Source organism: Streptomyces sp. NPDC102467 (assembly GCF_044765445.1).
Classification (GTDB): Bacteria; Actinomycetota; Actinomycetes; order Streptomycetales; family Streptomycetaceae; genus Streptomyces.
In genome coordinates this window covers 238,588-265,086 of sequence record NZ_JBIWKA010000004.1, presented here as the reverse complement: position 1 = coordinate 265,086, position 26,499 = coordinate 238,588, and the positions used below count along the sequence as shown (strand labels likewise).

Annotated in this window: 24 protein-coding genes and 1 pseudogene; 20 read left to right on the top strand and 5 right to left on the bottom strand. The window is 69.3% G+C overall.

Annotation, left to right across the window (positions count from 1 at the left end):
* Positions 1-33: 33 nt before the first annotated feature.
* On the top strand, positions 34-810 hold the full coding sequence (prcA, locus tag ACIREE_RS09835; RefSeq protein ID WP_404148825.1) for a proteasome subunit alpha: 777 nt from the start codon (positions 34-36) through the stop codon (positions 808-810).
* A gap of 60 nt (positions 811-870) precedes the next feature.
* Here prcA and ACIREE_RS09830 read toward each other — a convergent pair whose 3' ends face one another.
* The gene (locus ACIREE_RS09830; protein WP_404148822.1) at positions 871-1,911 is read right to left on the bottom strand and encodes a LacI family DNA-binding transcriptional regulator; all 1,041 of its coding nucleotides are present in this window, start codon (positions 1,909-1,911) and stop codon (positions 871-873) included.
* A gap of 119 nt (positions 1,912-2,030) precedes the next feature.
* Here ACIREE_RS09830 and ACIREE_RS09825 point away from each other — a divergent pair, with 119 nt between their 5' ends.
* The 12 genes from ACIREE_RS09825 to ACIREE_RS09770 all read left to right on the top strand — a co-directional run bounded on the left by ACIREE_RS09825 (position 2,031) and on the right by ACIREE_RS09770 (position 14,272).
* Positions 2,031-3,299 carry an MFS transporter gene (locus tag ACIREE_RS09825; protein WP_404148819.1) on the top strand — a complete coding sequence of 423 codons (1,269 nt, stop codon included), beginning with the start codon at positions 2,031-2,033 and terminating at the stop codon, positions 3,297-3,299.
* Between the two features lie 9 nt (positions 3,300-3,308).
* Positions 3,309-4,670 carry a Pup--protein ligase gene (gene pafA / locus ACIREE_RS09820; RefSeq protein WP_363194979.1) on the top strand — a complete coding sequence of 454 codons (1,362 nt, stop codon included), beginning with the start codon at positions 3,309-3,311 and terminating at the stop codon, positions 4,668-4,670.
* A gap of 145 nt (positions 4,671-4,815) precedes the next feature.
* Positions 4,816-5,835, top strand: a complete 1,020-nt coding sequence (locus ACIREE_RS09815; RefSeq protein ID WP_404148816.1) for an FKBP-type peptidyl-prolyl cis-trans isomerase — start codon at positions 4,816-4,818, stop codon at positions 5,833-5,835.
* Between the two features lie 61 nt (positions 5,836-5,896).
* Positions 5,897-6,271: an FKBP-type peptidyl-prolyl cis-trans isomerase gene (locus ACIREE_RS09810; RefSeq protein WP_404148813.1), complete on the top strand. Its 375-nt coding sequence runs from the start codon at positions 5,897-5,899 to the stop codon at positions 6,269-6,271.
* Positions 6,272-6,400: 129 nt separating this feature from the next.
* Positions 6,401-7,354 carry a helix-turn-helix transcriptional regulator gene (locus ACIREE_RS09805; RefSeq protein WP_404148811.1) on the top strand — a complete coding sequence of 318 codons (954 nt, stop codon included), beginning with the start codon at positions 6,401-6,403 and terminating at the stop codon, positions 7,352-7,354.
* Positions 7,355-7,370: 16 nt separating this feature from the next.
* Positions 7,371-8,327: a helix-turn-helix transcriptional regulator gene (locus ACIREE_RS09800; RefSeq protein WP_404148808.1), complete on the top strand. Its 957-nt coding sequence runs from the start codon at positions 7,371-7,373 to the stop codon at positions 8,325-8,327.
* A gap of 109 nt (positions 8,328-8,436) precedes the next feature.
* Entirely contained in the window at positions 8,437-8,682 is a 246-nt protein-coding gene (locus tag ACIREE_RS09795; protein ID WP_404149394.1) for a hypothetical protein, read from the top strand.
* 9 nt (positions 8,683-8,691) lie between these two features.
* A complete protein-coding gene (locus tag ACIREE_RS09790) occupies positions 8,692-8,889 on the top strand; it encodes a hypothetical protein (RefSeq protein WP_363194974.1) in 198 nt (65 codons plus the stop codon).
* Between the two features lie 255 nt (positions 8,890-9,144).
* Positions 9,145-9,444, top strand: a complete 300-nt coding sequence (tatA, locus tag ACIREE_RS09785) for a Sec-independent protein translocase subunit TatA (protein ID WP_404148806.1) — start codon at positions 9,145-9,147, stop codon at positions 9,442-9,444.
* A 62-nt stretch (positions 9,445-9,506) separates the two neighbouring features.
* Positions 9,507-10,475, top strand: a complete 969-nt coding sequence (gene tatC, locus ACIREE_RS09780; RefSeq protein WP_404148803.1) for a twin-arginine translocase subunit TatC — start codon at positions 9,507-9,509, stop codon at positions 10,473-10,475.
* Positions 10,476-10,518: 43 nt separating this feature from the next.
* Complete coding sequence (locus ACIREE_RS09775; protein ID WP_404148801.1) at positions 10,519-11,418, top strand: diacylglycerol kinase; 900 nt, start codon at positions 10,519-10,521, stop codon at positions 11,416-11,418.
* 43 nt (positions 11,419-11,461) lie between these two features.
* Positions 11,462-14,272 carry a DEAD/DEAH box helicase gene (locus ACIREE_RS09770; protein WP_404148798.1) on the top strand — a complete coding sequence of 937 codons (2,811 nt, stop codon included), beginning with the start codon at positions 11,462-11,464 and terminating at the stop codon, positions 14,270-14,272.
* Between the two features lie 102 nt (positions 14,273-14,374).
* Here the strand turns inward: ACIREE_RS09770 and ACIREE_RS09765 are convergent.
* Positions 14,375-14,547 (bottom strand): annotated as a pseudogene (locus ACIREE_RS09765) (alkanesulfonate monooxygenase); the annotation flags it as partial.
* Between the two features lie 341 nt (positions 14,548-14,888).
* Between ACIREE_RS09765 and ACIREE_RS09760 the strand changes: the two are divergent.
* The 5 genes from ACIREE_RS09760 (at position 14,889) to ACIREE_RS09740 (ending at position 19,575) form a co-directional block, all read left to right on the top strand.
* Positions 14,889-16,568, top strand: a complete 1,680-nt coding sequence (locus ACIREE_RS09760; protein ID WP_404148795.1) for an ATP-binding protein — start codon at positions 14,889-14,891, stop codon at positions 16,566-16,568.
* Positions 16,565-16,972: a roadblock/LC7 domain-containing protein gene (locus ACIREE_RS09755; RefSeq protein WP_363194967.1), complete on the top strand. Its 408-nt coding sequence runs from the start codon at positions 16,565-16,567 to the stop codon at positions 16,970-16,972. Before ACIREE_RS09760 ends, ACIREE_RS09755 begins: the two co-directional genes overlap by 4 nt.
* Positions 16,969-17,376, top strand: coding sequence for a DUF742 domain-containing protein (locus ACIREE_RS09750; RefSeq protein ID WP_404148792.1), 408 nt, complete (start codon positions 16,969-16,971; stop codon positions 17,374-17,376). Before ACIREE_RS09755 ends, ACIREE_RS09750 begins: the two co-directional genes overlap by 4 nt.
* Positions 17,357-18,007, top strand: a complete 651-nt coding sequence (locus ACIREE_RS09745) for a GTP-binding protein (RefSeq protein WP_404148789.1) — start codon at positions 17,357-17,359, stop codon at positions 18,005-18,007. Before ACIREE_RS09750 ends, ACIREE_RS09745 begins: the two co-directional genes overlap by 20 nt.
* Positions 18,008-18,195: 188 nt before the next feature.
* Positions 18,196-19,575, top strand: a complete 1,380-nt coding sequence (locus tag ACIREE_RS09740; protein ID WP_404149392.1) for a cytochrome P450 — start codon at positions 18,196-18,198, stop codon at positions 19,573-19,575.
* Here the strand turns inward: ACIREE_RS09740 and ACIREE_RS09735 are convergent.
* The 3 genes from ACIREE_RS09735 to ACIREE_RS09725 form a co-directional block, all read right to left on the bottom strand.
* A complete protein-coding gene (locus tag ACIREE_RS09735; RefSeq protein ID WP_404148786.1) occupies positions 19,569-20,516 on the bottom strand; it encodes a pseudouridine synthase in 948 nt (315 codons plus the stop codon). The two genes, ACIREE_RS09740 and ACIREE_RS09735, sit on opposite strands and share 7 nt — an antisense overlap.
* A 94-nt stretch (positions 20,517-20,610) precedes the next feature.
* Complete coding sequence (locus ACIREE_RS09730) at positions 20,611-21,456, bottom strand: siderophore-interacting protein (RefSeq protein WP_404148783.1); 846 nt, start codon at positions 21,454-21,456, stop codon at positions 20,611-20,613.
* Positions 21,457-21,505: 49 nt separating this feature from the next.
* Positions 21,506-22,447, bottom strand: coding sequence for a 5'-3' exonuclease H3TH domain-containing protein (locus ACIREE_RS09725; protein WP_404149389.1), 942 nt, complete (start codon positions 22,445-22,447; stop codon positions 21,506-21,508).
* Positions 22,448-22,689: 242 nt separating this feature from the next.
* Here ACIREE_RS09725 and ACIREE_RS09720 point away from each other — a divergent pair, with 242 nt between their 5' ends.
* Both ACIREE_RS09720 and ACIREE_RS09715 read left to right on the top strand, forming a co-directional pair.
* On the top strand, positions 22,690-23,838 hold the full coding sequence (locus ACIREE_RS09720; RefSeq protein WP_404148781.1) for a glycine betaine/L-proline ABC transporter ATP-binding protein: 1,149 nt from the start codon (positions 22,690-22,692) through the stop codon (positions 23,836-23,838).
* Positions 23,831-26,440: an ABC transporter permease/substrate binding protein gene (locus tag ACIREE_RS09715; RefSeq protein WP_404148778.1), complete on the top strand. Its 2,610-nt coding sequence runs from the start codon at positions 23,831-23,833 to the stop codon at positions 26,438-26,440. The genes ACIREE_RS09720 and ACIREE_RS09715 overlap by 8 nt, the downstream gene beginning before the upstream one ends.
* Positions 26,441-26,499: the final 59 nt, after the last annotated feature.

Here is a 26,499-nt window from a genome sequence, read left to right as displayed (position 1 = left end):
GACGCGTTACTGACAGAAAGGGACGGATAGCCGGTGTCGACGCCGTTCTATGTCTCACCCCAGCAGGCGATGGCCGACCGCGCGGAGTATGCGCGCAAGGGCATCGCCCGCGGTCGCAGCCTGGTCGTGCTGCAGTATGCCGACGGCATCGTGTTCGTCGGCGAGAACCCGTCCCGTGCCCTGCACAAGTTCAGTGAGATCTACGACCGGATCGGCTTCGCGGCCGCCGGTAAGTACAACGAGTACGAGAACTTGCGTATCGGGGGCGTCCGTTACGCGGATCTGCGTGGGTACACGTATGACCGTGACGATGTGACGGCCCGTGGTCTGGCGAACGTGTACGCGCAGACGCTGGGCACGATCTTCTCCAGCGCGGCCGAGAAGCCGTACGAGGTGGAGTTGGTCGTCGCGGAGGTCGGGGAGACCTCCGAGGGGGACCAGATCTACCGGTTGCCGCACGACGGATCGATCGTGGACGAGCACGGCTCGGTGGCGGTCGGCGGTAATGCCGAGCAGATCAGCACCTACCTGGACCAGCAGCACCAGGACGGTATGACGCTGTCGGAGGCGCTGAAGCTGGCTGTGCAGGCGCTGTCGCGGGATACGAACGGGAGCGAGCGGGAGATCCCCGGGGAGCGTCTCGAAGTGGCGGTGCTGGACCGTACGCGGCCGCAGCAGCGCAAGTTCAAGCGGATCGCGGGGCGGCAGTTGTCGCGGCTGCTCACGGCCGAGGGTGCCGCGGCGACGTCGAAGGCCGCGTCCGACGCGGTGTCCGACGACTCCTCCGACGACGATTCCGCCGAGGAGTAGTCCGTAGTTCGTCATCCGTGTGCCCCGGCCGGTTTCCGCATCGGCCGGGGCACACGTGTGTCAGGACTCGGTGCGCGGTGGAGGTGCTGTCGAGCCGCGCACGATCAACTCGACCGGGAGGGGGGCGGTTTCGGGCTCGTGCCCCTCCAGGACGGCGAGGAGCGCTGCCATGCCCCGCTCGCCGAACTCCTCCGCGGGCAGCCGTACCGTGGTGAGTTCGGGTTCGACGGCGGTAGCCAGGGAGAGGTCGTCGAAGCCGGTGACCGAGAAGTGTTCGGGGATGCGCAGCCCCATGCGCCGGATGGCCTTGTAGGCGCCGGTGGCGAGCTTGTCGTCGTCGCAGACGATCGCGGTGGGCCGGACGGGGCCGCAGGTGTGCAGGGCCCGCTGTGTGGCCGCCAGGGCGTCCTCGACGGTGAGGGCGGAGCGGACGGTGCGGAGGGTGGTGCCGGGCTCCTGGGAGGTTCTCGTGGCCAGTTCGTGGGCGCGTACGTCGAAGGTCCAGGACTGCACCGCAGAGGCGATGTGCAGGAAGTGGCGGTGGCCGAGGCCCAGCAGGTGGTCGGTGAGCTGCCGGGTGCCGTCGGTGAGGTCGAGGTTCACGGTCGTGGCGCCGAGGCTGCCGGCCGGGTCGCTGTCGAGCATGACGAGAGGGAGGTCGTCGCCGCGCAGCGCGGTGACGGCGTCGGCGGTCATGGAGGAGGCCAGGATGCCGTCGAGGGCGGCGCGGGCGGAGGGGAAGGGGTCGCGGGCCGGGCCGATGCCGTCGGGGGAGGGGTAGAGGACGACGCCGAAGTCGTGCCGGGCGGCGATGCGGGCGGCTCCGGTGTAGACGCCCGCGAAGAATTCGTTGGTGAGGGCGGGGACGACGAGCAGGGCGGTGCGGGTGCGGCCCAGGCGGAGGTTGCGGGCGGCGAGGTTGGGGCGGTAGCCGAGTTCCCGGGCGGCCGCGCGGACGCGGTCGGCGGTGGTGGCGGCGACCCGGCCGCGCCATTTGTCGCCCATGACGAGGGAGACGGCGGCCTGGGAGACGCCTGCGGCGCGGGCCACGTCCCGGCTGGTGGGGCGGGTGGTGGCCGCTCCGTCCGTACCGCTGGTCACTGCTGCCTCCGTGTGGTGCGTGCCGAGGTACCCGACGGTATCGGGTGGCTCTCCGGGCCACGTACGTGGTACGTATAACCCTTCGACGTTATACGTAACACTTCAGGTGGGGGCGGGCGATGGCCGCGGGATATGCGGAGATCCTCAGGGCGCGGCACGCGATGCGGCTGCTCACGGGCACGCTGGTCGGCCGGCTGCCGAACGCGACGGCGGCGATCGCCATCGTGCTGTTCGTCCGCGCCGAGGGCGGCACCTACACGCTGGCCGGCGCGCTCGCGGCGGTGTACGGGGTGGCCAACGCGATCGGCCAGCCGGTGCTCGGCCGCCTCGTCGACCTGCGCGGTCAGCCGAAGGTGCAGCTGCCGGCCGCTGTCCTGTCGGCGCTGGCGATGAGCCTGTTCGCGTTCGTCGGCACCGACTCGCCGGTGTGGGCGTACGGGGCCGTGGCCGTGGCCGGACTGTTCACGCCGCCGCTGGAGGGCGGCCTGCGGGCGCTGTGGCCGGGCGTGCTCTCGCGTGAGGACCAGGTGCACACGGCGTACGCGATGGACGCGATCGCGCAGGAAGTCATGTTCACCGTCGGCCCGTTGCTGGTGACCGTGTGCGCGTCGCTGTGGTCGGCGCAGGCCGCGCTCGTCGTCCTGAACGTCATCGGGGTGCTCGGCGCCCTCTCCGTAGTGCTGTCGAAGCCCTCCCGTGAGTGGCGCTCGGCGCCGCGTGAGGCGCACTGGCTGGGCGCGCTGCGCTCACCGGGCCTGCTCGTCCTGCTCGCCACCTTCTTGTTCATCGGGCTCGCGCTCGGCTCGATCACGGTGGCCGGGGTCTCGTACGGGGACGGGAACGGTGGCGCCGATGGGAACACCGTGTACGGCTGGATGATGGCGGCGCTCGGGCTCGGCGCCCTCGTGGGCGGCCTCGGGTACGGCGCGCGGCAGTGGAGTGGCGCACCGGAGGCGCGACTTCGGTGGCTGGTGGCGCTACTGGCGTTGTTCTACGTGCCGTTGACGCTGATGCCGGGTCCGGTCGCGATGGTGGCGCTCACGGCGGTGGCCGGGGTGTTCCTCGCGCCGGCGATCGCCTGCGCGTTCATCGTCGTCGACCGGCATGCGCCGCGGGGGACGGTGACGGAGGCGTTCTCCTGGCTCGTGACGACGTTCACGGTGGGCGCCAGTGTGGGTACGGCCGTCGCGGGGCCGGTCGTCGAATGGGGCGGCACACGGTGGGGGTTCACCGTGCCGGCGGCCGCGGGGGCCCTCGCGTTGCTCGTGCTGCTGGCCACGGGCCGGGTTCTGCTGGCCCCGCGCACGTCCGGGCGTGTCGCGGCCATATCGGAAAATGATCCAAACCGTGCTGTCGAACCCCGTTTCAGCTCGGGGGATCGGGCGTAATGTTCAGTCATGGACCGCCGCATTTTCGGGCTGGAGAACGAGTACGGCGTCACATGCACGTTTAGGGGACAGCGACGTCTGTCTCCTGACGAGGTGGCGCGGTACCTCTTCCGCCGTGTCGTGTCATGGGGCCGCAGCAGCAATGTCTTTCTGCGGAACGGTGCCCGTCTCTATCTTGACGTGGGTTCGCATCCGGAATACGCAACACCGGAATGTGACAACGTGACCGAGTTGGTCACCCACGACAAAGCGGGCGAGCGCATTCTGGAAGGCCTGCTCGTCGACGCCGAACGACGCCTGCACGAGGAGGGAATCGCAGGCGACGTATACCTCTTCAAGAACAACACGGACTCGGCCGGCAACTCCTACGGCTGCCATGAGAATTACCTGGTGGCGCGGCACGGGGAGTTCTCGCGGCTCGCGGACATCCTCATTCCCTTCCTGGTCACAAGGCAGTTGCTCTGCGGCGCGGGCAAGGTGCTGCAGACTCCGCGCGGTGCCGTGTACTGCGTGAGCCAGCGGGCCGAGCACATCTGGGAGGGCGTCAGTTCCGCGACGACGCGCTCCCGGCCGATCATCAACACCCGGGACGAACCGCACGCGGACGCCGAGCGCTACCGCCGTCTGCACGTCATCGTCGGCGACTCGAACATGTCCGAGACGACCATGCTCCTCAAGGTCGGCGCCACCGACCTGGTGCTGCGCATGATCGAAGCGGGCACGGTGATGCGCGACCTGACCCTGGAGAACCCGATCCGGGCGATCCGCGAGGTCAGCCACGACATCACGGGCCGCCGCAAGGTGCGCCTCGCCAGCGGCCGCGAGGCCTCGGCCCTCGAAGTGCAGCGCGAGTACTACGAGAAGGCCGTGGACTTCGTGGAGCGCCGGGGCATCCGCACCGGCACCGTCGACCAGGTCCTCGAACTGTGGGGCCGCACGCTCGACGCGATCGAGGCGGAGGACCTCGACCGCATCGGCACCGAGATCGACTGGGTCATGAAGTACCAGCTCATCGAGAGGTACCGGGCCAAGCACAACATGACCATGTCGCATCCGCGGGTCGCGCAGATAGACCTCGCGTATCACGACATCCACCGCCGCCGAGGCCTCTACTACCTCCTGGAGAAGAAGGGCCAGGCCGCTCGGATCTGCAATGACCTGAAGATCTTCGAGGGCAAGTCGGTTCCGCCGCAGACCACGCGTGCGCGCCTGCGTGGCGACTTCATCCGCCGGGCTCAGGAACAGCGCCGTGACTTCACGGTCGACTGGGTCCATCTGAAGCTGAACGACCAGGCGCAGCGCACCGTGCTGTGCAAGGACCCGTTCCGCAGTGTGGACGACCGGGTGGAGAAGTTGATCGCCGGTATGTAGCCGCGCTCCGGGCTTCGTCCCGGTCCGACCGATCACGCGAAGGGCCTCGTACGAATCATTCGTACGAGGCCCTTCGGCCGTCCTTGGAAAAGGGGGGCGAGGGCCTAGAGTGGCCGAACCGTACTCGAGCGACTTGAGGATCACTGTGCGACGCCGACTTGCAGCTCTACTGATCGTGCCGGCACTGGCGCTGACCGCGACGGCCTGCGGCAGCGACGACGGCAAGAAGGATGCGACGGACAAGGCGGATTCCTCCTCGTCCGCCTCGCCGAAGGCGGCAGAGGTGCCCAAGGCGGTCGACACCGCCGCGCCGATGCCGAAGGTGACCGGCGACGTCGGCAAGAAGGCGTCGATCACGCTGCCCAAGGGCGACCCGAGCGGCAAGTTCGTCGTGCACACGGTCTCCGAGGGCAGCGGCGCTCAGGTGAAGAAGAACGACCTGGTGTCGATGAACTTCACCGGCAAGCTCTGGAAGGGCGGCAAGGACCTCGGGACCACGTACGGCGCGAAGGGCGGCGGCGACCAGATGGTGACCGCGGGCTCGGCGGGGCAGCTCCCGGCGTTCGCGCAGGCCGTGGTCGGGCAGAAGGAGGGCAGCCGCGTCCTCGTCGTGGCGCCGCCCGCGGCCGGCTTCGGCAGCCAGGGCAACTCCCAGGTCGGCGTCTCCGCCACGGACACGCTCGTCTTCGCGCTCGACATCGGCAAGGTGATCCCGAAGAAGGCCGAGGGCACGCAGGCCGCGATCCCGTCGAACCTGCCGCAGATCAAGGCCGACAAGGAAGAGCCGGCCACGATCTCCGTCCCGAAGAACGACCCGCCGAAGAAGCTCGTCGACCAGGTGCTGATCAACGGCAAGGGCGCCGAGGTCAAGAGCGGTCAGACGGTCACGATGCAGTACAGCGGTGCCGCCTGGAAGCCGAACGAGGGCAAGGCGAAGGCGGAGCTCTTCGACTCCTCCTGGAAGGCGGGCCAGCCGTTCTCGACCGCCATCGGCCAGGGCCAGGTCATCAAGGGCTGGGACACCGGCATCGTCGGCAAGCACGTCGGTGACCGGGTGCTTCTGGTGATTCCGGCCGACCAGGCGTACGGCAAGGAGGCCAAGGGCGCGACCCTTCCGGCCAACTCGACGCTGGTCTTCGTGGTGGACATCCTCGCCGCGCACTGACCGCCGGAGAAATGGCAGACTGTCCCGGTTGCCCAACCGCAAACAAGCAGGAGCACTTCACGTGAGCATCGACAAGCCCGAGATCGACTTCCCCGAGGGCCCGGCCCCGACGGACCTGGAGATCGTGGACCTCTGGGAGGGCGACGGCCCCGAGGCGAAGGTGGGCGCCACCGTCTCCGTGCACTACGTGGGCGTGGCTTTCTCCACCGGCGAAGAGTTCGACGCCTCTTGGAACCGTGGCACCCCGCTGCAGTTCCAGCTCGGTGCCGGCCAGGTCATCCAGGGCTGGGACAAGGGTGTGGAGGGCATGAAGGTCGGCGGCCGTCGTCGGCTGACCATCCCCGCGCACCTCGCGTACGGCGACCGCGGCGCCGGTGGCGGCCGCATCGCTCCCGGCGAGTCGCTGATCTTCGTCTGTGACCTGATCTCCGTCTGAGTTCGCCGGACATCGACCGCAAGCGGTCATCCGAGGGCCCATGCCTGTTGGCATGGGCCCTCAGCTTTTGCCAGTAGACCCCCTAGCGGTACGGTCATCCGTCGGGAGCTACATGAGGAAAGGGCGTCGATGGCCATTGCCAAGGCCGAGCGGCTGATGAATCTGGCGCTGTGTCTGCTCGGGACACGGCGGCCGCTCAGCAAGCGCGAGCTGCGGGGGTCCATCGAGGCCTACCTGGAAGCGGGCAACGACGACTCCTTCAACCGGATGTTCGAGCGCGACAAGGACGACCTGCGCGAGCTGGGCCTGGTCATCGAGACCGTGGAGAACCTGGACGGCGAGGTCGGCTATCTCGCCCGCCGCGACAGCAACCGGCTGCCGCCCGTCACCTTCGACGGTGAGGAGGCCGCCGCGCTCGGTCTCGCGGCGAAGGTGTGGCAGCAGGCCCGCCTCGCCGGTGCCGCCAGCGGCGCCCTGCAGAAGCTGCGCGCCGCGGGGATGCCCGAGGACGTGGATCCGTACGAGAGCCATGGTGCGCTCGAACCCCGGATTCCCGTGCACGAGGCGTCTTTCGAGCCGCTGATGCTGGCTTGCCGCGACCGCAGGCCCGTCGTCTTCGACTACCGCAAGGCGACCGCCGCCAGGCCCGAGCCCCGGCAGGTCGAGCCATGGGCCCTGGAGTGCTGGCGCGGCCACTGGTATCTGGCGGGCTGGGACCGCGACCGGCAGGCCGAGCGGGTCTTCCGGCTGTCCCGGATCACCGGCAAGGTCCGCTCGCGCGCCGCACAGTTCAAGGCGCCGGTGCCGGACGTGGTGACCGTGCGGGAGACCGTGGCGAGCTGGGCGGGGGAGAGCGCCACGCGCTCGGCGCTGATCAGGCTGCGCGCGGGCGCGGGCTACCCGCTGCGCGCCAAGGCCGCTTCCGTACGGGAACTGGGCGACGGCTGGGACGAGTTGGAGATTCCGTACGGGCACGGGCTCGACGCCTGGCTCGTGGAGTTCGGCCCCGACGTGGTCGTCCTGGAGCCTGCCGAGCTGCGGGCCGACGTGGTGGACCGGCTGCGCGCCGTGGCCAAGGGCTGAGGGGGAGAACGCGAGTATGGCTTCCAATGCCATCGACCAGACCCGGCGGATGCTGTCGCTGGTGACGTATCTGCGCGAGCGCCCCGGCGCACGCGTCGAGGACGTCGCTCGGGCCTTCGGCATCACCGAGGACGAGCTCATCTCCGACCTGGACGTGCTGCCGCTGTGCGGTACGAGCTTCCGGGGCGGTGACCTCCTCGACATCGACACCGACGGCGACCGCATCTGGTGGCACAACCCGGACGATGTGGCCGAGCCGCTGCGGATCGCCGCCGACGAGGCGACCGCGCTGCTGGTGGCCGCGCGCGCGGTGGCCACGCTGCCGGGGCTGCGCGAGAGCGACCGGCTCGCCCTGCTGCGGGCGACCGCGAAGCTGGAGGCGGCGGCCGGTGAGGTGGCGAGCGCGAGCGCCCGTCTGAACGTCACCTTCGAGTCCGAGGGCGGTGTCTTCGCGGACGTCGACCGCGCGATCTCCGAGCGGCGTCGGCTGTGGATCCGCTACTACTCGCCCGCGCGCGACGAGGTCACCGAGCGGGAGATCGACCCGATCCGTCTGGTCAGCGTCGGCCACACCTACGTAGAGGCGTGGTGTCGCAGGTCCGAGGCGCGGCGTACGTTCCGGCTCGACCGGGTCGCCGAGATCCGGGTCCTGGACGAGGCCGCGGCGCCGCCCGAGGTCGAACTGCGTGATCTTTCCGAGGGACTTGTGCAGCCCGCCGCCGAGGATCCCGAGGTGGTCGTCGAGGTCGGGCCCGGGGGGCGCTGGGTCGCCGAGTACTACCCGCACGACAGCGCCGAGGAGTTGGCGGACGGTGGTCTGCGGATCACGCTGCGTACGCCGGACCCTTCCTCGCTGCGCCGGCTCGCGCTGCGTCTGGGCAGGGACGGGCACATCGTGGCGCCGGTCGAGCTCGCCACCAGTGCGCGGGACGCGGCGCGGCGCGCGCTGGCCGCGTACGACGGGGCCGCGTGAGGGAGTTCGGCTGTCGGGCGCGACCTCGGGGATATACGGCGCAGAACGGATGAAAGGTGCGAAGGTGATCAAAATGACTGGTGTGGCCGGTTTCACTGATATCGCCACGATGTCCGCTACGGTCGCCGCTCCGGCGGCCGTCGTCTTCAAGGCGGCCTGCCCGGACTGCCGCGGCCGTTTCGAACTGGCCGCGACCGCGCTCCGGCTTGCGATCGGCGCCAGCCGCCGCACCACGTTCTACTCCTTCACCTGCCCCGAGTGCGGGACCGCGGTACGCAAGCCCGCCGGTGAGCGCATCATCGAACTCCTCACCGGTGGCGGGGTGCGCACGCTCCGCCTCCACCAGACCGTCTAGGCTCGGCGCATGTTCTGGGCGATGCTGGCCGTGGCTGTGGGTTTCGTGGGGCTTGCCGTGCTGGCCGTCTTCGCGATCAAGGTGTTCGTCGAGGCGCAGCGCCTCGGGCGTCAAGTCGCCGACACCACACAGCAGATCAACCGCGCCGCCGAGGAGCTGGAGCGGGCCGCGGTGAGTGTGGCGAAGGCCGGCGGTGACGCCGTCTGACCTGAGGCGCACCGCGGCACGGGATGGAAAGCGCTTTACCGCTGTGGCCTGTCGGTCGCCCATGTTCGGCGGGTACGCTCCTGTACGTGGCCTGGGAGCGAGGCGCGGGCCGCAACTGGGAGTACGCACAGGGATTGCCCCCTGTTCACCCCCACGGGATACGATCGCTGCCAGCATGGTGGTCGGACAACAGTCCGAAGTCCGATCGGTACCGGCAGTCCCGCCCCTGCCGCCTCAGTGAGAAGGTAAACGCATATGTTCGGTGGAAAGATCGGCGCCCCCGAGTTGATCATCCTGCTCGTGGTCGTCCTCCTCCTGTTCGGCGCGAAGAAGCTTCCGGACATGGCGCGCTCGCTCGGCAAGTCGGCCCGCATCCTCAAGAGCGAGGCCAAGGCCATGAAGAGCGAGGGTGGCAACAAGGATGCCGCTCCCTCCGACCCGCCGAAGCAGGACGACAATCAGCCGCCGGCCCAGCGCACCATCCAGGCCTCCCCGGGCGACGTGACCAGCTCGCGCCCCGTGTCCGAGCCGACCAACCAGACGACGCAGAGCTGATCAAGAGCTGATCGAAGGCCGCCTCTGCCACGGCGGCCTGTCGCACGAGATGAGGACGTGGGTTGCTCAACTCTGCCCGCAAGCAGGAGAAGGACCCCGAGGGACGGATGCCACTCGCGGAGCACCTGCGTGAGCTTCGCAACCGGCTCGGGAAGGCCGTCCTGGCCATCCTCGTCGTCACGATCGTCGCTGCCTTCTACTACAAGGACATCATCGAGTTCTTCACGAACCCGGTGCTGGATTCCGTCGGCTGCGACAAGACCTTCACGGAGCTGACGACCAAGGCCGCCGAGAACCCGGACGCCAATCAGCAGTGCGCCCGGATCGTGCTCAACGGCCTGATCACGCCCTTCACGCTCGCGCTGAAGGTGTCGCTGATGGCCGGTGTCATCGGGGCGTCCCCGGTCTGGCTCTACCAGCTGTGGGGCTTCGTCGCGCCCGGCCTGCACAAGCACGAGAAGAAGTACGCCACCGGCTTCGTGGCGACCGGCGTGCCGCTCTTCCTCGGCGGCGCCTTCTTCGCCTACAAGACGCTGCCGACGATGGCGCGGGTGCTGCTCGACTTCTCGCCGGCGAACATCGACAACCAGCTGCCGCTCGACGATCTGCTCGACCTGATCACCCGCATGGTGATCGTCTTCGGCCTCTCCTTCGAGCTGCCGCTGCTCCTGGTCATGCTCAACCTCACGGGCATCATCACCGGCAAGCGGATGCTCGGCTGGTGGCGCGGGATGATCATGGGCATCACGGTGTTCGCCGCGGTGGCCACGCCCAGTACGGACCCGCTCACCATGATCGCCCTCGCCGGACCGATCTGGGTCCTGTACTTCGCGGCGACGGCGTTCTCCTTGCTGAACGACCGTCGTAAGCGGCGGATCGAGGCGGCGGGCCCCGCCGACGACGAGGCGTCCGAGCTCGACCTCACCCCCGAGGACGTCGACGAGGTGGAGCCGGTCTCCGCCAGCCGGTCGCTGCCCGAGCAGTCCACGGGTGAGAACAGCCGGATCAACGGTTATGACGATGTGACCTGAGGCAACCCCCGCGCAGGGCCGGGCACTTGTTAGGGTCCGGCCCGTGACCAGCGAGATCACCCTCTTCGTCAATCCCACCGCGGGACGCGGCCGGGGCGCGGGCGCCGCGCAGCCGGCCGCTTCCGCGTTGCGGGCCGCCGGCTTCTCCGTGCGCAGCGTCATCGGGGAGGACGCCGCCGACGCACTGGTACGCGCGCGTGCCGCGGTGTCCCAGGGCACCGGCGCCCTGGTGGCCGTCGGCGGGGACGGCCTGGTGAACCTCGCCCTGCAGGCCGTCGCCGGCACCCGTACCCCGCTCGGGGTGGTCGCCGTCGGCACGGGCAACGACTTCGCGCGCTCCCTGGGACTGCCGGTGCGTGAGCCGGCCGCGGCGGGCGCGCTCGTCGCCGAGTCCCTCAAGGGCGCACGGATCCGCTCCATCGACCTGGGGCGGATCGGCGACCACTGGTTCGGCACCGTGCTCGCCTCCGGCTTCGACTCCCGGGTGAACGACCGCGGCAACCGGATGCGGCTGCCGCTCGGCCGGTTCAAGTACGACCTGGCGATCCTCGCGGAGCTGGCCGCGTTCAAGCCGGTGCCGTTCCGCCTGACACTCGGCGACGGTTCCGTGCGCGAGATCGCCGCGACCCTCGTCGCTGTCGGCAACGGCACGTCGTACGGCGGCGGCATGCGGATCTGCGCCGACGCCGACATGAGCGACGGCCTGTTCGACGTCACCGTGGTCGGGGAGTGCTCCCGTACGACCCTGCTGCGCGTGTTCCCCCGCGTCTACAAGGGGACGCATCTCACCCACCCCGTGGTCAGCTCCTACCGGGCGGCGCGCGTCGAGCTGGCCACCGGGGACGGGCCCGGCATCACGGGATACGCGGACGGGGAACCGGTCGGGCCGCTGCCGTTGGTCGCCGAGTGCGTGCCGGGGGCGGTGCGCGTCCTTACCGGATAATGATCGTCCGATGTCAGTGGTGGCCGGTAGGCTCGAAAGCACGATGACAGAGGACTTCTCACCGGCCGAGCGGTATGCGGCAGCCCGGAAGCGGGCCGTCGAGCAGGCCACCGCGCTCGCTTCCTTCCGCGAGATGTACGACTTCGGCCTCGACCCCTTCCAGATCGAGGCGTGTCAGGCGCTCGAGGCGGGCAAGGGCGTCCTGGTCGCCGCACCCACCGGCTCGGGCAAGACGATCGTCGGCGAGTTCGCCGTGCACCTCGCCCTTCAGCAGGGCAAGAAATGCTTCTACACGACGCCGATCAAGGCGTTGTCGAACCAGAAGTACCAGGACCTCGCCAAGCGCTACGGCGCCGACAAGGTCGGCCTGCTGACCGGCGACAACAGTGTGAACAGTGACGCGCCCGTGGTCGTGATGACCACCGAGGTGCTGCGCAACATGCTGTACGCGGGCTCGCAGGCACTGACCAATCTGGGCTACGTGGTCATGGACGAGGTGCACTACCTCTCCGACCGCACCCGGGGCGCCGTATGGGAAGAGGTGATCATTCATCTCCAGGAGTCCGTGACGCTGGTCTCCCTGTCGGCCACGGTGTCGAACGCGGAGGAGTTCGGCGACTGGCTCGACACGGTGCGCGGCGACACCGAGGTGATCGTCTCCGAGCACCGGCCCGTACCGCTGTTCCAGCACGTGCTCGCCGGGCGCCGCATGTACGACCTCTTCGAGGAGGGCGAGGGCAGCAGGAAGGCCGTCAACCCGGACCTGACGCGCATGGCGCGCATGGAGGCGAGCCGGCCGTCGTACCAGGACCGGCGGCGCGGGCGCGCCATGCGCGAGGCCGACCGGGAGCGGGAGCGGCGTCAGCGCTCCCGGATCTGGACGCCGGGCCGGCCCGAGGTCATCGAGCGGCTCGACGCCGCCGATCTGCTGCCCGCCATCACCTTCATCTTCAGCCGCGCCGCGTGCGAGGCGGCGGTGCAGCAGTGCCTGTACGCGGGGCTGCGGCTGAACGGTGACGAGGCGCGGGCCAGAGTCCGCGAGATCGTCGAGGAGCGGACGGCCTCCATCCCGGACGAGGACCTGCATGTTCTCGGGTACTACGAGTGGCTCGAAGGGCTCGAGCGCGGGATCGCGGCCCACCACGCGGGCATGCTGCCGACCTTCAAGGAGGTCGTGGAGGAGCTGTTCGTACGCGGCCTCGTGAAGGCGGTCTTCGCCACCGAGACGCTGGCGCTCGGTATCAACATGCCCGCGAGATCGGTGGTGTTGGAGAAGCTCGTCAAGTGGAACGGGGAGCAGCACGCGGACATCACCCCCGGTGAGTACACGCAGCTGACGGGGCGCGCGGGCCGCCGGGGCATCGATGTCGAGGGCCATGCCGTCGTGCTGTGGCAGCGCGGCTTCAGCCCGGAGCACCTCGCGGGGCTCGCGGGCACGCGCACGTATCCGCTCAAGTCGAGCTTCAAGCCGTCGTACAACATGGCGGTGAACCTGGTCGAGCAGTTCGGCCGGCACCGCTCGCGCGAGCTTCTGGAGACCTCGTTCGCTCAGTTCCAGGCCGACAAGTCGGTGGTCGGGATCTCCCGGCAGGTGCAGAAGAACGAAGAGGGGCTCGAGGGCTACAAGGAGTCGATGACCTGCCACCTCGGGGACTTCGAGGAGTACGCGCGGTTGCGGCGTGAGCTCAAGGACCGGGAGACGGAGCTGGCCAAGCAGGGCGCGGCCCAGCGGCGGGTGCAGGCGGCCGCGGCGCTGGAGAAGCTCAAGGCCGGGGACGTCATCCACGTACCGACGGGCAAGTTCGCGGGCCTCGCGCTCGTCCTCGACCCCGGGCTTCCGGCCGGGCGGACCAACGGGCACCGCGGATTCGAGCACCACGACGGCCCGCGGCCGCTGGTGCTGACCGCGGAGCGCCAGGTCAAGCGGCTGGCCTCGATCGACTTCCCGGTGCCCGTGGAGGCGCTGGAGCGGATGCGGATCCCCAAGTCGTTCAACGCGCGCTCGCCGCAGTCCCGGCGGGATCTGGCGTCGGCGCTGCGCACCAAGGCCGGGCACATCGTGCCCGACCGGCACAGGAAGGGGCGGGCGCCGGCCGCCGACGACCGGGAGATCACGCGGCTGCGGGCGGAGCTGCGGGCCCACCCCTGTCACGGGTGCTCGGATCGGGAGGATCATGCCCGCTGGGCCGAGCGCTACCACCGGCTGCTGCGCGACACCGGGCAGCTGGAGCGCCGGATCGAGGGCCGGACGAACACGATCGCGCGTACTTTCGACCGCATCGTGAAGCTGCTGACCGAGATGGACTACCTGCGCGGCGACGAGGTCACCGAGCACGGGAAGCGGCTCGCGCGGCTCTACGGCGAGCTGGACCTGCTGGCGAGCGAGTGCCTGCGCGACGGGGTGTGGAACGACCTGAACCCGGCCGAACTCGCCGCGTGCGTCTCGGCGTTGGTGTTCGAGGCGCGGGTCTCCGACGATGCGCTCGCGCCCAAGGTGCCGTCGGGCAAGGCGAAGGCCGCGCTGGGCGAGATGGTGCGGATCTGGGGCCGGCTCGACGCCCTGGAGGAGGAGTTCCGGATCAACCAGGCCGAGGGGGTCGGTCAGCGCGAGCCCGATCTCGGGTTCGCCTGGGCCGCGTACCAGTGGGCTTCCGGCAAGGGCCTCGACGAGGTGCTGCGGGAGGCGGAGATGCCCGCCGGGGACTTCGTCCGCTGGTGCAAGCAGGTCATCGACGTGCTGGGGCAGATCGCGGCGGCGGCTCCGCACGACGGATCGTCGACGGTGGCGCGTAACGCGCGCAAGGCCGTGGACCAGTTGTTGCGGGGCGTCGTGGCCTATTCGTCGGTGGGCTAGAGCACGTTCGAGGGGGAGGCCGAAGGGCCCGGGACACTCGTCCCGGGCCCTTCGGCTGTCACTTACGCCGCCGCGCGGGACGCGTCGCGCTTCGTGACCTCTTCGCGCGGACGAGCGGGGGTTCTCGATCTGCAGGGCGGTCTCGGCGAGGGGTTCGCCCCGCAGGCAGTAGATGTCGGCCTCCGCGCCGCCCCCACGTACGCCGCGGGGGAGGAGCCGCCGAACGAGACCTGTGGGTGCGGCTGTTGCACCGGGAAGGTGTTGCTACCGAAGTCGCGGATAGCGGTGGTGCGTGCGCTACAGGGCGGCGTGCGAGACGTTCAACGCCTGGTCCGGGGACGTGAGTTCGGACGGCCGGACGCGCTTACTCCATGTGTGCGAATCGCTGCTGAGCGTGCAAATGGGAGCGAGTGTATGCCTGCGGGGGGCTTATTTCAGGGGCTTGCCGAATATGACTCAGCGATGATCCGGTCGGACTAAGCTCGCCCGCAGCGCACCGAGTTGAGATGTATTCGGGCGTTTGTTCACCCGTGCGCTGATGGTTCGTTTTGATCCCGGAACGTAGCGCGGCGAATCATCGCAAACTTCCCCCGACCCGACCGTTCAGAGGGCATACATGGTGAGTGTTCAATCGCCTCCCGGTGGCCGAGACGTCCCCTACACACGCGTGCTGTTGCTGCCCGCCATGGTCATGGCCGCCGCCACCGGAGCGGCTGTCGCCCTGGTCACGCACCCCGCACGCCTCGCCGTCGCCCTGTGCGGCGCGCTCGGCACGCTCCTGGTGATCGCCGTCGCGGCCGAGGCCGTCCGGCGCGGCCGCCTCGTCAAGGGCCTGCGCGCCCGGTACGCGGGGGACGTCGCAGAGCTGGAAGCGCGCATAGCCGCCCAGGAACACCGGACGATGCGCGTCGCCAAAGAGGTGCTGCCGCACGCCCTGTACCGGATGCGCACCGGCGACAACCCGAGGGACGCGGTCCGCAACACCTGCGACTCCGACCCCGCCTTCCGCGACACCACCCAGGGCGAGCGCGAACTGCTCCGCCTGGCCCTCAAGGAGATCGACCGCGAGGAGGCCATGCGCGACGCAGCGCAGCGCGCCTTCGTCTCCATCGCCCGCCGCGTCCAGGCCATCGTGCACAAGCAGGCCCAGGAACTCCGCGAGATGGAGGAGGACCACGGCCGCAACCCCGAGGTCTTCGACGACCTCCTGCGCATCGACCACGGCACCGCCCTGATCGGCCGCCTCGCCGACTCCGTCACTGTCCTCGGCAACGCCAGGCCCGGCCGCCAGTGGCCCAAGCCGGTCAGGCTCTACAGCGTGCTGCGCGGCGCCATGTCGCGCATCCTCGAGTACCCGCGCATCGATCTGCACGCCATCTGCGACGTGGCCATCAAGGGCGTCTCCGTCGAGCCCCTCATCCACGCCTGCGCCGAACTCCTCGACAACGCCACCCGCTACTCGCCGCCGCAGACCCGGGTGCACGTCACCGCCGTCGAGGTACAGACCGGCATCGCCATCGAGATCGAGGACGGTGGCGTCAGCCTGGGCGAGGAGCAGCGCGCCAAGGCCGAGCGGATGCTCGACAAGGCCAAGTCCGGCATCGACCTCAACGACCTCGGCGAGAACCCGCGCCTCGGCCTCGCGATCGTCGGCCGGCTCTGCTCGATGTACGACATGCAGATCTCCCTGCGCCAGTCCGCGTACGGCGGCGTGCGGGCCGTCCTCGTCGTGCCGCGCGACATGATGAGCGTCGGCCCCGCGCCCGGCCTCGCCCACGGCATCGGCGCCACCGCCGTGCCGCGCGTCGACCACAACGGCGTACCGATCAAGGAAGAGCCGCGGTTGAAGAAGACGCGTCGGCCCACCACGGGACCGCGCCCCTCCGCCCCGCTCGTCGCGGCGGTGGAGGACGACGAGCCCGTGGTCACGGAGTGGCGGGAGAACGGGCTGCCGCAGCGCCGCAGGAAAGTCGACACGAAGGTCATCGAGAACCAGATCATCGTGACACCCCGGCACCCGGATCTGACGATGCCGGCGCCCGGTTCCCAGGGGGCGGCCGCCCCGCGGCCCGCCGCCCCCGTGCCCGGACCGTCCGTGGAGCCGGAGCACGAGCGGCCGGCGCAGCCCGAACCCGGACTGTGGGTCGAGGCGTTCATGAACGGCCTCAGGCCCGACGAGGCAGGGGGCGTGCCCCCGGGCGCGGACAAGCCGCACGACGACGCCTACAACCAACAGGCCGATCAGCAGACCGATCAGCGGGCCGATCAGCAGGCCGACGAGGGAGAGTGCCAGTGATCCAGCAACGCGCCAATTTCGACTGGATGCTCAAGGAGCTCGCCGACGGCGTGCCCAATGTGCGCCAGGTGGTGGTGCTCTCCGCCGACGGGCTGCGCATCGCCCGGTTCGGCGGGGATCCCGATGGCGCCGACCGGATCGCCGCTGCCTGCGCGGGACTTCAGTCCCTCGCCTCCGCCGTCGCCTCCGAGATCGCGGAGAGCAACGGCAAGATGAACATGGTCATCATCGAGGTCGACGGCGGCTTCTTCTACCTGATGGCCGCGGGCAAGGGCGCGTACCTCGCCGTCCTCGCCGACCCCTACGTCGACGCGGGCCTCATCAGCCACCAGATGCGCGATCTCGTCATCCGGATCGGCGCCCACCTCACCAGCCCGCCCCGGCGCAATGGCCAGACCGTATGACTCCGCGCTCCCTCGACCCCCCGTTCCGCGAAGAAGAACCGACTGCCCAGCGTGAGCGCCGTTCGCCGCAGGACCCCAAGGATCCCGAGCGGCTCTACGTTATCACCGGCGGCACCGACGGCGCCGAGCGCGCGCCGCTCGACCTGGTCACCCTGATCGTGGCCCGTGCCGACCCTCCGGTGGCCGCTCCGCCCGAACAGTCCGCCGTCCTGCGCATGTGCCGGGCGCCGCTGTCCACGGCCGAGATCTCGGCCTACCTCAACCTGCCGTTCAGCGTGGTCACCGTGCTGCTCGGCGAACTCCTCGCGGCCGAACTGGTCCAGTCGCGCGCACCGGTGATCCGCGGCGCCGTCGCCGACCGTTCCCTCCTCGAAGCGGTGATGCATGGACTACAGAAGCTCTGACGGGACCGGCGCCATGGACACGGCGGTCGGCGGCGTGCACATCCCAGGACCGCGGGCCGAGGACCGGATGCCCGAGACGGTCACCTCCGCCGTGAAGATCGTCATCGTGGGCGGCTTCGGTGTCGGCAAGACGACGATGGTGGGCTCGGTCAGCGAGATCCGCCCGCTCACCACCGAAGAGACCATGACGCAGGCGGGCATCGGCGTCGACGACAACTACGGCTCGGAGACCAAGACCGCCACCACCGTGGCCATGGACTTCGGGCGGATCAGCGTCACCGACGAACTCGTTCTCTACCTCTTCGGGACGCCGGGCCAGGAGCGGTTCTGGTTCCTGTGGAACGGCCTGTTCGAAGGCGCGCTCGGCGCCGTCGTGCTCATCGACACCCGCCGCCTCGAAGTCAGCTTCGACGTGATCGGGCGTCTGGAGGAGCGCGGCGTCCCCTTCGTCATCGCCAACAACGCCTTCCCCGACGGGCCGAGCTACCCCACCGACGAACTGCGCAACGCCCTCGATCTCGACGCGCACGTCCCGATCATCGAGTGCGACGCACGCCGCAGGGCCTCCAGCCGTGACGTCCTTCTGACCCTCATGCGCTACCTGCACGAGATGGCGTTGCGCCGCGCCTGAGAGCCGCCGCCAGGGCCCGAGGGCCATCAACTACCCGTTTTCAGCACCCAGTTGTCCATACGACCGGAGCCAGCACCGTGACGCCTCCCTCCCAGTCTTCCCCGTCGTCCGCCGGGTTCGACGACCTCGCAGACCCCTCGCTCGCCCCGCCGCCGGGCTGCCCCGCACACTCCCTCGGCGCGGACGGGATGCGCCGGCTCTACGGGCCCGAGGCCGACGCGGACCTTGCGTCCGTCTACGAGAAACTGCGCGCCGAACACGGCTCGGTGGCCCCGGCGCTGATCCACGACGACGTACGCGTATGGGCGGTGCTCGGCCACGGCGAGAACCTCCACATGGTCCGCTCCACCTCCCAGTACAACCGGGACGCCCGCAACTGGACCTCCCTGAAGAACGGCACCGTCAAGCCCACCCACCCGCTCGCCCCGGTCTTCGGCTGGCAGCCCATCTGCTCCATGGCCGAGGGCGCGGAGCACCTCAGGCTGCGCGGCGCCGTCACCCATGCCCTTGAGATCATCGACCACCGCAGCCTGCGCCGCGCCATCAACAAGGCCTGTCAGGAGATCATCAACCGGTTCTCCGAGCGCGGCGCGTGCGACGTCGTCAGCGAGTTCGCCGAGCATCTGCCGATGATGGTGATGCTGGACATCTTCGGTGCCTCCGAGGCCTACAGTGAGCGCTTCGTGCAGGCGGCCCGCGACATGATCAAGGGCACTGAGACGGCGATCGCCAGCAACGAATACATCATGGGCATCCTCATGGAGCTCACAGCCCGCCGTCGGGCCGCCCCCGACGACGACTTCATCAGCCGCCTCATCGCCGCCCCCGCAGCCCTCTCCGACGACGAGGTGGGCCAGCACCTGCGGCTCGTCCTCATCGCGGCGTACGAGGCCACGGCCAACCTCATCGCGAACGTGCTGCGCACCGTGCTCACCGACCCGCGCTTCCGTGCCCAGCTCAACGGCGGCCAGATGACGGTGCCGGAGGCGGTCGAGCAGTCGCTGTGGGACGAGCCGCCCTTCAGCGCCATGGTCGCGTATTACGCCAAGGTCGACACCGAGCTCGGCGGCCAGCACGTCCGGGCCGGTGACGCGCTGATCTTCGGCATCGCGCCGGGGAACGTCGACCCGGCCGTGCGGCCCGATCCGACCGAGCACATGCAGGGCAACCGTTCGCACCTCGCGTTCGGTGGCGGGCCGCACGAATGCCCCGGGCAGGACATCGGGCGCGCCATCGCCGACATCGGCGTCGACGCGTTCCTGATGCGGCTGCCGGATGCGGAACTCTCCGTCGAAGAGAGCGAGTTGAAGTGGCGGTCGACCATTCTGTCGCAGCATCTCGTTTCCCTGCCCGTGTCCTTCACGCCGCGGGCGCAGCAGGATGTCATCGCCAAGCCCAGCATGGTGCCGCCCCCTCGGCCCGACTGGCAGGTCTCGTCGGCCGCGCCGATTCCGGCCGCGGTTCCGGTCGCACCCGCTCCGGCCGCCCCCGCCCCCGCCGCGCCTGAACCGTCGCGGGCCGGCACCGGGGCCTGGCAGCGCTTCCTGCGGTGGTGGCGCGGCTACTGATCCCAGCTCTCGTACGACTCCCAGGCCCCCAGCTGCCGCTCGCTCACGAACCGGTGCTCCTGACCGGTCACCGGGTCCCTGAACTCCAGGGTGCGCGCGAGGAGTTGCAGGGGCCTGCGGAAGTCGTCGGGTGCGGTGGGCCCGGCGATCCGGGGGTAGAGCGGGTCACCCAGGATCGGCAGGCCCAGGGCGTTCATGTGGACGCGCAGTTGGTGGGTGCGGCCGGTGCGCGGTGTCAGGTGGTAGAGGGCCAGGGGGCCGCGGGCCGCCTTGAGGCGGACCGTGCTCTCGGCGTTGGGGGTGCCGCCCGGCACCTCGTATGCCGTGAGCACACCCCGGTCCTTCTCGATCCTGCTGCGGACCGTCACGGGGAGGTCCACGGTCGCGTCGTACCGCGCCACCGCTTCGTACTCCTTGCCCACCAGCCGGTCCCGGAACAGGGTCTGGTACTTTCCCCGCTCCTCGGGCCGTACGACGAACAGCACGAGCCCCGCCGTCAGCCGGTCGAGGCGGTGGGCGGGGCTCAGCGCCTCGATGCCCGACTCCTGCCGCAGCCGGGCCAGTACGGTCTCGGCGACGTGGCTGCCGCGGGGTGTCGTGGCGAGAAAGTGCGGCTTGTCGGCGATGAGGATGTGCTCGTCGCGGTACACGACGTCCACGGCGAACGGCACGGGGGTCTCGGGGGCCAGGTCCCTGTGGAACCAGACGTGGCCGCCGGGTTCGTAGGGCGTGATGGTGGTGACGGGGGTTCCGTCCGGGCCGACGATCCGGCCCTGCGCAATCAGGGCGTCGATCGTTCCGTCGCCGGCGGCGAGCCGCTCCACGAGGTGGTCCCGCAGTGTGGTCCAGGCTCCGTCGACCGGCATCCGTACGCGAACCGGGTCGATGCCGTTCCGCTGGGGGAGCGGGGAGGGCGGGGTGCGGTGCCTGCGGTGTCTCATCGGGGGTCAGCGTACGGGGCGCCGTGTGGGGCGGTGCGGACCCGGAGCCTGGGGCCCTTCTGACGCCGCGGAGATCCGTCAGAAGGGCCCTGAGTCAGGCGGTGGCCGTCGGGGTTTCCTGCTCTGCCTCCACCTGTGCGTTCCAGTCCCTCTTCGATGCCTGCCAGCCGTCCTCGTTGTGGCCCAGGCGCCAGTAACCGGAGATCGACAGGTCCTCGCGCGGGATCTGCCGGTCCACCCGCAGGTGGCGGCGCAGTTCCTTCACGAAGCCGGCCTCGCCGTGCACGAAGGCCTGCAACCGGCCCTCAGGGAAGTCCAGTTGGGTGACGGCGGCGATCAGCGCCTGGCCCACGGGACGGCCCGACCGGTGCAGCCAGGTGACCTCTACGGGGGCGTCGATCTTCTGCTCCTCCTCGGCGCCCTCGACCTCCAGGAAGACCTGCGCCCGCGCACCACTGGGCAGCGCCTCCAGGGCCGCGGCCACGGCGGGCAGCGCGCTCTCGTCGCCGACGAGCAGGTGCCAGTCCGCCGAGGCGTCGGGCGCGTAGGCGCCGCCCGGGCCCATGAAGTGGATGGTCTCGCCGGTCTTGACACTCGCCGCCCACGGTCCGGCCAGACCCTCGTCGCCGTGGACCACGAAGTCGAGGGTGAGCTCGCGGGCCCCCGGGTCCCAGGCGCGCACCGTGTACGTACGGGTCACGGGCCACTGCTCGCGCGGCTGCTCCTCCCGGATGCGCTCCACGTCGAACGGCTCGGCGTAGGTGACACCCGCCGGCGCGAAGAGCAACTTGACGTAGTGGTCGGTGTATTCGAGCTCGGGGAGGTCCGCGAGCCCGTCCCCGCCGAGCACCACACGCTGCATGTGCGGGGTCAGTCGCTCGGTGCGCACGACCTGAGCCGAGCGGGCCTTACGGGGCTTGCGTGCGGGACGCTCGGCCATGTGCGGTCTCCCTTGATCTGCGTAAGTTAGGTAACCCTAAGCTAACACTTCATCCTGAGAGAGTGGTGAGGAGACGGTGCAAAGATCCGCCCAAACCCCATCGCGTCCCCAACTGGGCGACCAGCTCCGGGTCGTGCGGCTCGCGCGGCAGTGCCGTGGCGACGGTGGGCAGGGGGACGTCCGCCGCCACCAGGACCACCTTCGGCGCCACCGCCAGGTACGGGCGTGACTCGTCCAGCCGCTTGCGCTGGGTCGGCGTCAGCCTGGACTTCGGGTCGTCGACCGCGGCCATGATCCCGGCCAGGTCCCCGAACTGCGCGAGCAGCTTCGCGGCCGTCTTCTCGCCGATGCCGGGCACTCCGGGCAGTCCGTCGCTCGGGTCGCCGCGCAGCAGCGCCATGTCCGCGTAGCCGGAGCCGTCCACCCCGTACTTCTCGCGCAGCAGGTCCTCGTCCGTGATCTGCAGAGTCCCGACGCCCTTGAGGGGGTAGAGGACGCGACGCTGCCGTTTGTCGTCGACGAGTTGGAAGAGGTCGCGGTCGCCGGTGACGATGTCGACCGGGCCGGTCGCCCGGCCGGTGAACGTGCCGATCACGTCGTCCGCCTCGTAGCCCTCGACCCCCACGCGCGCGATGCCCACCGCGTCGAGGACCGCCTCGATGATCGGTACCTGCGGGGAGAGCGTGTCGGGGATCTCCTCCTCGTCCGGCGTGCCGGCCGCCGTCTCCTCGGCGACGCGGTGCGCCTTGTAGGAGGGGATGAGGTCGACGCGCCACTGGGGGCGCCAGTCCGCGTCCATGCACGCGACCAGGTGAGTGGGGTGATGATCGTGGACGAGCCGGGTGATGAATTCGAGCAGCCCGCGCACCGCGTTGACCGGTGTGCCGTCCGGGGCCTTCACGGAGTCCGGGACCCCGAAGTAGGCCCGGAAGTACAGGGACGCGGTGTCGAGCAGCATCAGGCGCTGGGTTTCCTGGGTCACACCTCGCATCATGCCGTACCTCACTGACAGTCACTGGTTGTGCTGAATTCGTGGGCGAATATGGACGTAGTGTGAGCTGGGCCACTCTTTTGTTTGTTCCGCATAAGCCTGGGCAGGCGCCGACTCGGAGCGGACCCGGTCACACGTTCAACTAATGAACGATTGGCCGGTTCAAACGGGCAGACCCCGTACCGCACCACGGCCCGCCGGCGGGGGAGGCGGGCCGTATTGGTTCGACCCGAGAGGTGTATGTGTCCAGGCTTGAAGCCGAAGACCTGTACAAGGTATTCGGCAGACGACCCGTTGAGGCGGTGGAGGAACTCCGCCGCGGAGCCGACCGTGAGGAACTGCGCGCAGACGGCACGACGGCCGCTGTGATCGACGCGTCATTCACCGTCGAGCCCGGCCAGATCTTCGTGGTCATGGGTCTGTCGGGATCCGGCAAGTCCACCCTTCTGCGCATGCTGAACGGACTGCTGGAGCCCACCGCGGGACACGTTCGTTTCGACGGTGACGACCTGACGCAGTTGTCGCCGCGAGAGCTGCGAGAGGTCCGCTCGAAGAAGATCAGCATGGTCTTCCAGCACTTCGCGCTGTTCCCGCACCGCTCCGTCCTGGAGAACGCGGGGTACGGCCTCGAAGTGCAGGGCATGCCGCGCGCCGAGCGCGAGGCGAAGGCCACCGAGGCGCTGCGCCTGGCCGGCCTGGAGGGCTGGGAGAAGTCCTTCCCCGACGAGCTGTCCGGCGGTATGCAGCAGCGTGTGGGCCTGGCCCGTGCGCTGGCGACCGACGCGGACCTGCTGCTCATGGACGAGTCGTTCAGTGCGCTCGACCCGCTGATCCGGCGCGACATGCAGGACCAGCTGCTCGATCTGCAGAAGACCCTGAAGAAGACGATCGTCTTCATCACGCATGACCTGAACGAGGCCATGCGGCTCGGTGACCGGATCGCCGTCATGCGCGACGGGCGCATCGTCCAGATCGGCACCGCCGAGGACATCCTCGTCACCCCGGCCAACGATTACGTCGCGTCCTTCACCCAGGACGTCGACCGCTCCCGCGTACTGACCGCGGGCGCGATCATGGCCACGCCCGAGGCGGGGTACGCGGCGGCCGACGCTCCGGCGACGGTCACCGAGGACACCCCGATCATCGACCTGTTCACGCCCTGCTCGACCAGTGAGATACCCGTCGCCGTGACCGGCGAGGACGGCGCCGTCGTCGGTGTCGTTCCGCGGGAGCGGCTTCTCGCCGTTCTCGGTGAGCCGATGAAGTCCGTGGAGAGCACGGACGAGAACAACGGCGCGGCCAAGGGCCTCGTCAAGGAACCGAAGGACGCCGTCTCCGCGCCGCGTGGCGAGGGCGACGGTCCGGTGGAGAAGGTGAACGCCGGTGCCTAGGATTCCTTTCGGTGACTGGGTCAACGACATCGTCGACTGGCTGCTCAATCACGTCGCCTGGCTCTTCGACTTCTTCAAGACCGTCTTCGACGGCGTCTACAACGGCCTCACGGACGTACTGCAGGCCCCTGAACCGCTGTTGCTCGCGGGCATCTTCGCCGTGATCGCCTTCTGGCTGCGCGGCACGCTCGCCGGGGTGCTGACCTTCGTCGGATTCTGGTTCATCCAGAATCTGGAACTGTGGGACAACGCCATGATGACGTTGTCACTCGTCCTCGTGTCGACGGTCATCGCACTCATCATCGGCGTGCCACTGGGCATCTGGGCGGCCCGGTCGAATCGGGTCAGTGGCCTGTTCCGGCCGGTCCTCGACCTGATGCAGACGCTGCCGGCGATGGTCTACCTCATCCCGGCCATCCTGTTCTTCGGCTCCGGCGCCCCCGCCGGCATCGTCGCGACCCTGATCTTCGCGGTGCCCCCGGGCGTCCGCATGACCGAGCTGGGCATCCGGCAGGTCGACAAGGAACTGGTCGAGGCCGCCGACGCGTTCGGTACGAAGCCGAGCAACACCCTGATGCGCGTGCAGCTGCCGCTCGCCCTGCCGACGATCATGGCCGGCGTCAACCAGGTCATCATGCTCGGCCTGTCCATGGCCGCCATCGCGGGCATGGTCGGCACCGACGGCCTCGGCGGCGACGTCAACGAGGCCATCGGCCAGCTGAACGTGGGCCTCGGCGCCGAAGCCGGTGTCTCGATCGTCATCCTGGCGATCTACCTCGACCGTATGACCAGCTCGCTGGGTCAGCAGGTCTCTCCGATCGGCCGCCGCGCGCTCGCCAAGGTGCGCGCCGCGCACGGCCTGAAGATCTGGTCGTACCGTCCCCGCCCGGCCGTCGCCGTGGTCGGCGTCGTCGTTCTCGCGCTCGTCGCGGGCGGCATGGGCATGTTCGGCGGATCCACCACGTCGACCGCCTCGGACGACGGCACCAACGTCGGCCAGGGCAAGAAGATCTCCATCGGCTACATCCCCTGGGACGAGGGCGTCGCCTCCACGTACCTGTGGAAGGAGATCCTGGAGCAGCGCGGGTTCGAGGTCGAGGCCAAGCAGTTCGACGCGGGCCCGCTCTACACCTCGCTCGCCCAGGGCAGCGTCGACTTCGAGACGGACTCCTGGCTGCCGACCACGCACGCCGAGTACTGGAAGAAGTACGGCGACAAGCTCGAGGACCTGGGTTCCTGGTTCGGCCCCACGTCGCTGGAGCTGACCGTGCCCTCGTACATGAAGGGCATCGACTCGCTCGAGGACCTCAAGGGTCAGGGCGGCAAGTTCGGCGGCAAGATCACCGGCATCGAGTCGAGCGCCGGCGAGACGGGTCTGCTCAAGAGCAAGATCCTCAAGGCGTACGGCCTCGACAAGGAGTACAAGGTCGTCGACAGCTCCACGCCGGCGATGCTGGCCGAGCTGAAGCGCGCCTACGCCAAGAAGAAGCCGATCGTCGTTCCGCTCTGGTCCCCGCACTGGGCGTACAACGACTACGACCTCAAGAAGCTCAAGGACCCGAAGGGTGCCTGGGGCAAGGGCGACGGCGTGCACTCGCTGGCCCGCAAGGGCTTCGGCACCGACTTCCCCGAGGTCAACACCTGGCTCAAGGACTTCAAGATGAGCGAGAAGCAGCTCACGAGTCTTGAGGCCGAGATCAACAAGACCGGCAAGGGCAAGCAGCAGGACGCCGTCAAGGCCTGGCTGAAGAAGAACCCGGGCGTCGTCGACAAGCTGGCCCCGGTGAAGAAGCAGGGCACCGCGGGCGACTCCAAGGACCCCGTGAACGTCGCCTGGTTCCCCTGGGACGAGGACGTCGCCGTCACCTACCTGTGGAAGAACGTCCTGGAGGGGCGCGGCTACAAGCTGAACCTCAAGCAGATGGACGTCGGCCCCGTCTACACCGGTCTCGCCAGCGGTGACCTCGACGTCAACTTCGACGCGTGGCTGCCGTACGCGCAGAGCAACTACTGGAACAAGAGCAAGGACAAACTCAAGGACCTGGGCAGCTGGTACAGCCCGACCTCCTTGGAAGTCGCGGTCCCGTCGTACGTGAAGGGCGTCAAGTCCCTCGCGGATCTGAAGGGCAAGTCGAAGACCTTCGACGGGAAGATCATCGGCATCGAGCCGGGCACCGGCGAGATGCAGCTCCTGAAGAAGGACGTGCTGCCGGGCTACGGCCTGGACAAGGAGTACAAGGTCGTCGACGGCTCCACGCCGGCGATGCTGGCCGAGCTGAAGCGCTCCTACGCGAAGAAGGAGCCGATCGCGGTCGTGCTCTGGTCGCCGCACTGGGCGTACAGCGAGTACAAGCTGAACAAGCTGGCCGACCCGAAGAAGAAGTTCGGCGAGGGCAACACGATCCGGACGATCTCCAACAAGGACTTCCCCGGCAAGTACCCGCAGCTCACGAAGTGGTTCAAGAACTTCAAGATGAGCGAGGACGAGCTGGGCAGCCTGGAGGCCGAGATCAAGAAGCGCGGTCAGGGGCAGGAGGAGAAGGCCGTCTCCGCGTGGCTCGAGACGCACCAGGACGTCGAGAAGCGGATGACCGCTTCCTGATCCTGTGATCCCCCAGTCCCTGTCCGGGGTGGTGTCCCCGGAGGTCTGAACCGAGGGGT

What these genes read in the sequence shown, in the direction of transcription:
- ACIREE_RS09805 (WP_404148811.1), top strand. Translation starts at nt 6,401, where the DNA reads ATGGCCATTGCCAAGGCCGAGCGGCTGATGAATCTGGCGCTGTGTCTG.
- ACIREE_RS09790 (WP_363194974.1), top strand. Translation starts at nt 8,692, where the DNA reads ATGTTCTGGGCGATGCTGGCCGTGGCTGTGGGTTTCGTGGGGCTTGCC.
- tatA (WP_404148806.1), top strand. Translation starts at nt 9,145, where the DNA reads ATGTTCGGTGGAAAGATCGGCGCCCCCGAGTTGATCATCCTGCTCGTG.
- ACIREE_RS09730 (WP_404148783.1), bottom strand. Translation starts at nt 21,456, where the DNA reads ATGGCCGAGCGTCCCGCACGCAAGCCCCGTAAGGCCCGCTCGGCTCAG.
- ACIREE_RS09825 (WP_404148819.1), top strand. Translation starts at nt 2,031, where the DNA reads ATGGCCGCGGGATATGCGGAGATCCTCAGGGCGCGGCACGCGATGCGG.
- ACIREE_RS09735 (WP_404148786.1), bottom strand. Translation starts at nt 20,516, where the DNA reads ATGAGACACCGCAGGCACCGCACCCCGCCCTCCCCGCTCCCCCAGCGG.
- ACIREE_RS09770 (WP_404148798.1), top strand. Translation starts at nt 11,462, where the DNA reads ATGACAGAGGACTTCTCACCGGCCGAGCGGTATGCGGCAGCCCGGAAG.
- ACIREE_RS09745 (WP_404148789.1), top strand. Translation starts at nt 17,357, where the DNA reads ATGGACTACAGAAGCTCTGACGGGACCGGCGCCATGGACACGGCGGTC.
- ACIREE_RS09750 (WP_404148792.1), top strand. Translation starts at nt 16,969, where the DNA reads ATGACTCCGCGCTCCCTCGACCCCCCGTTCCGCGAAGAAGAACCGACT.
- ACIREE_RS09800 (WP_404148808.1), top strand. Translation starts at nt 7,371, where the DNA reads ATGGCTTCCAATGCCATCGACCAGACCCGGCGGATGCTGTCGCTGGTG.
- ACIREE_RS09740 (WP_404149392.1), top strand. Translation starts at nt 18,196, where the DNA reads ATGCGCCGGCTCTACGGGCCCGAGGCCGACGCGGACCTTGCGTCCGTC.
- ACIREE_RS09795 (WP_404149394.1), top strand. Translation starts at nt 8,437, where the DNA reads ATGTCCGCTACGGTCGCCGCTCCGGCGGCCGTCGTCTTCAAGGCGGCC.
- ACIREE_RS09725 (WP_404149389.1), bottom strand. Translation starts at nt 22,447, where the DNA reads ATGCGAGGTGTGACCCAGGAAACCCAGCGCCTGATGCTGCTCGACACC.
- pafA (WP_363194979.1), top strand. Translation starts at nt 3,309, where the DNA reads ATGGACCGCCGCATTTTCGGGCTGGAGAACGAGTACGGCGTCACATGC.
- ACIREE_RS09760 (WP_404148795.1), top strand. Translation starts at nt 14,889, where the DNA reads ATGGTGAGTGTTCAATCGCCTCCCGGTGGCCGAGACGTCCCCTACACA.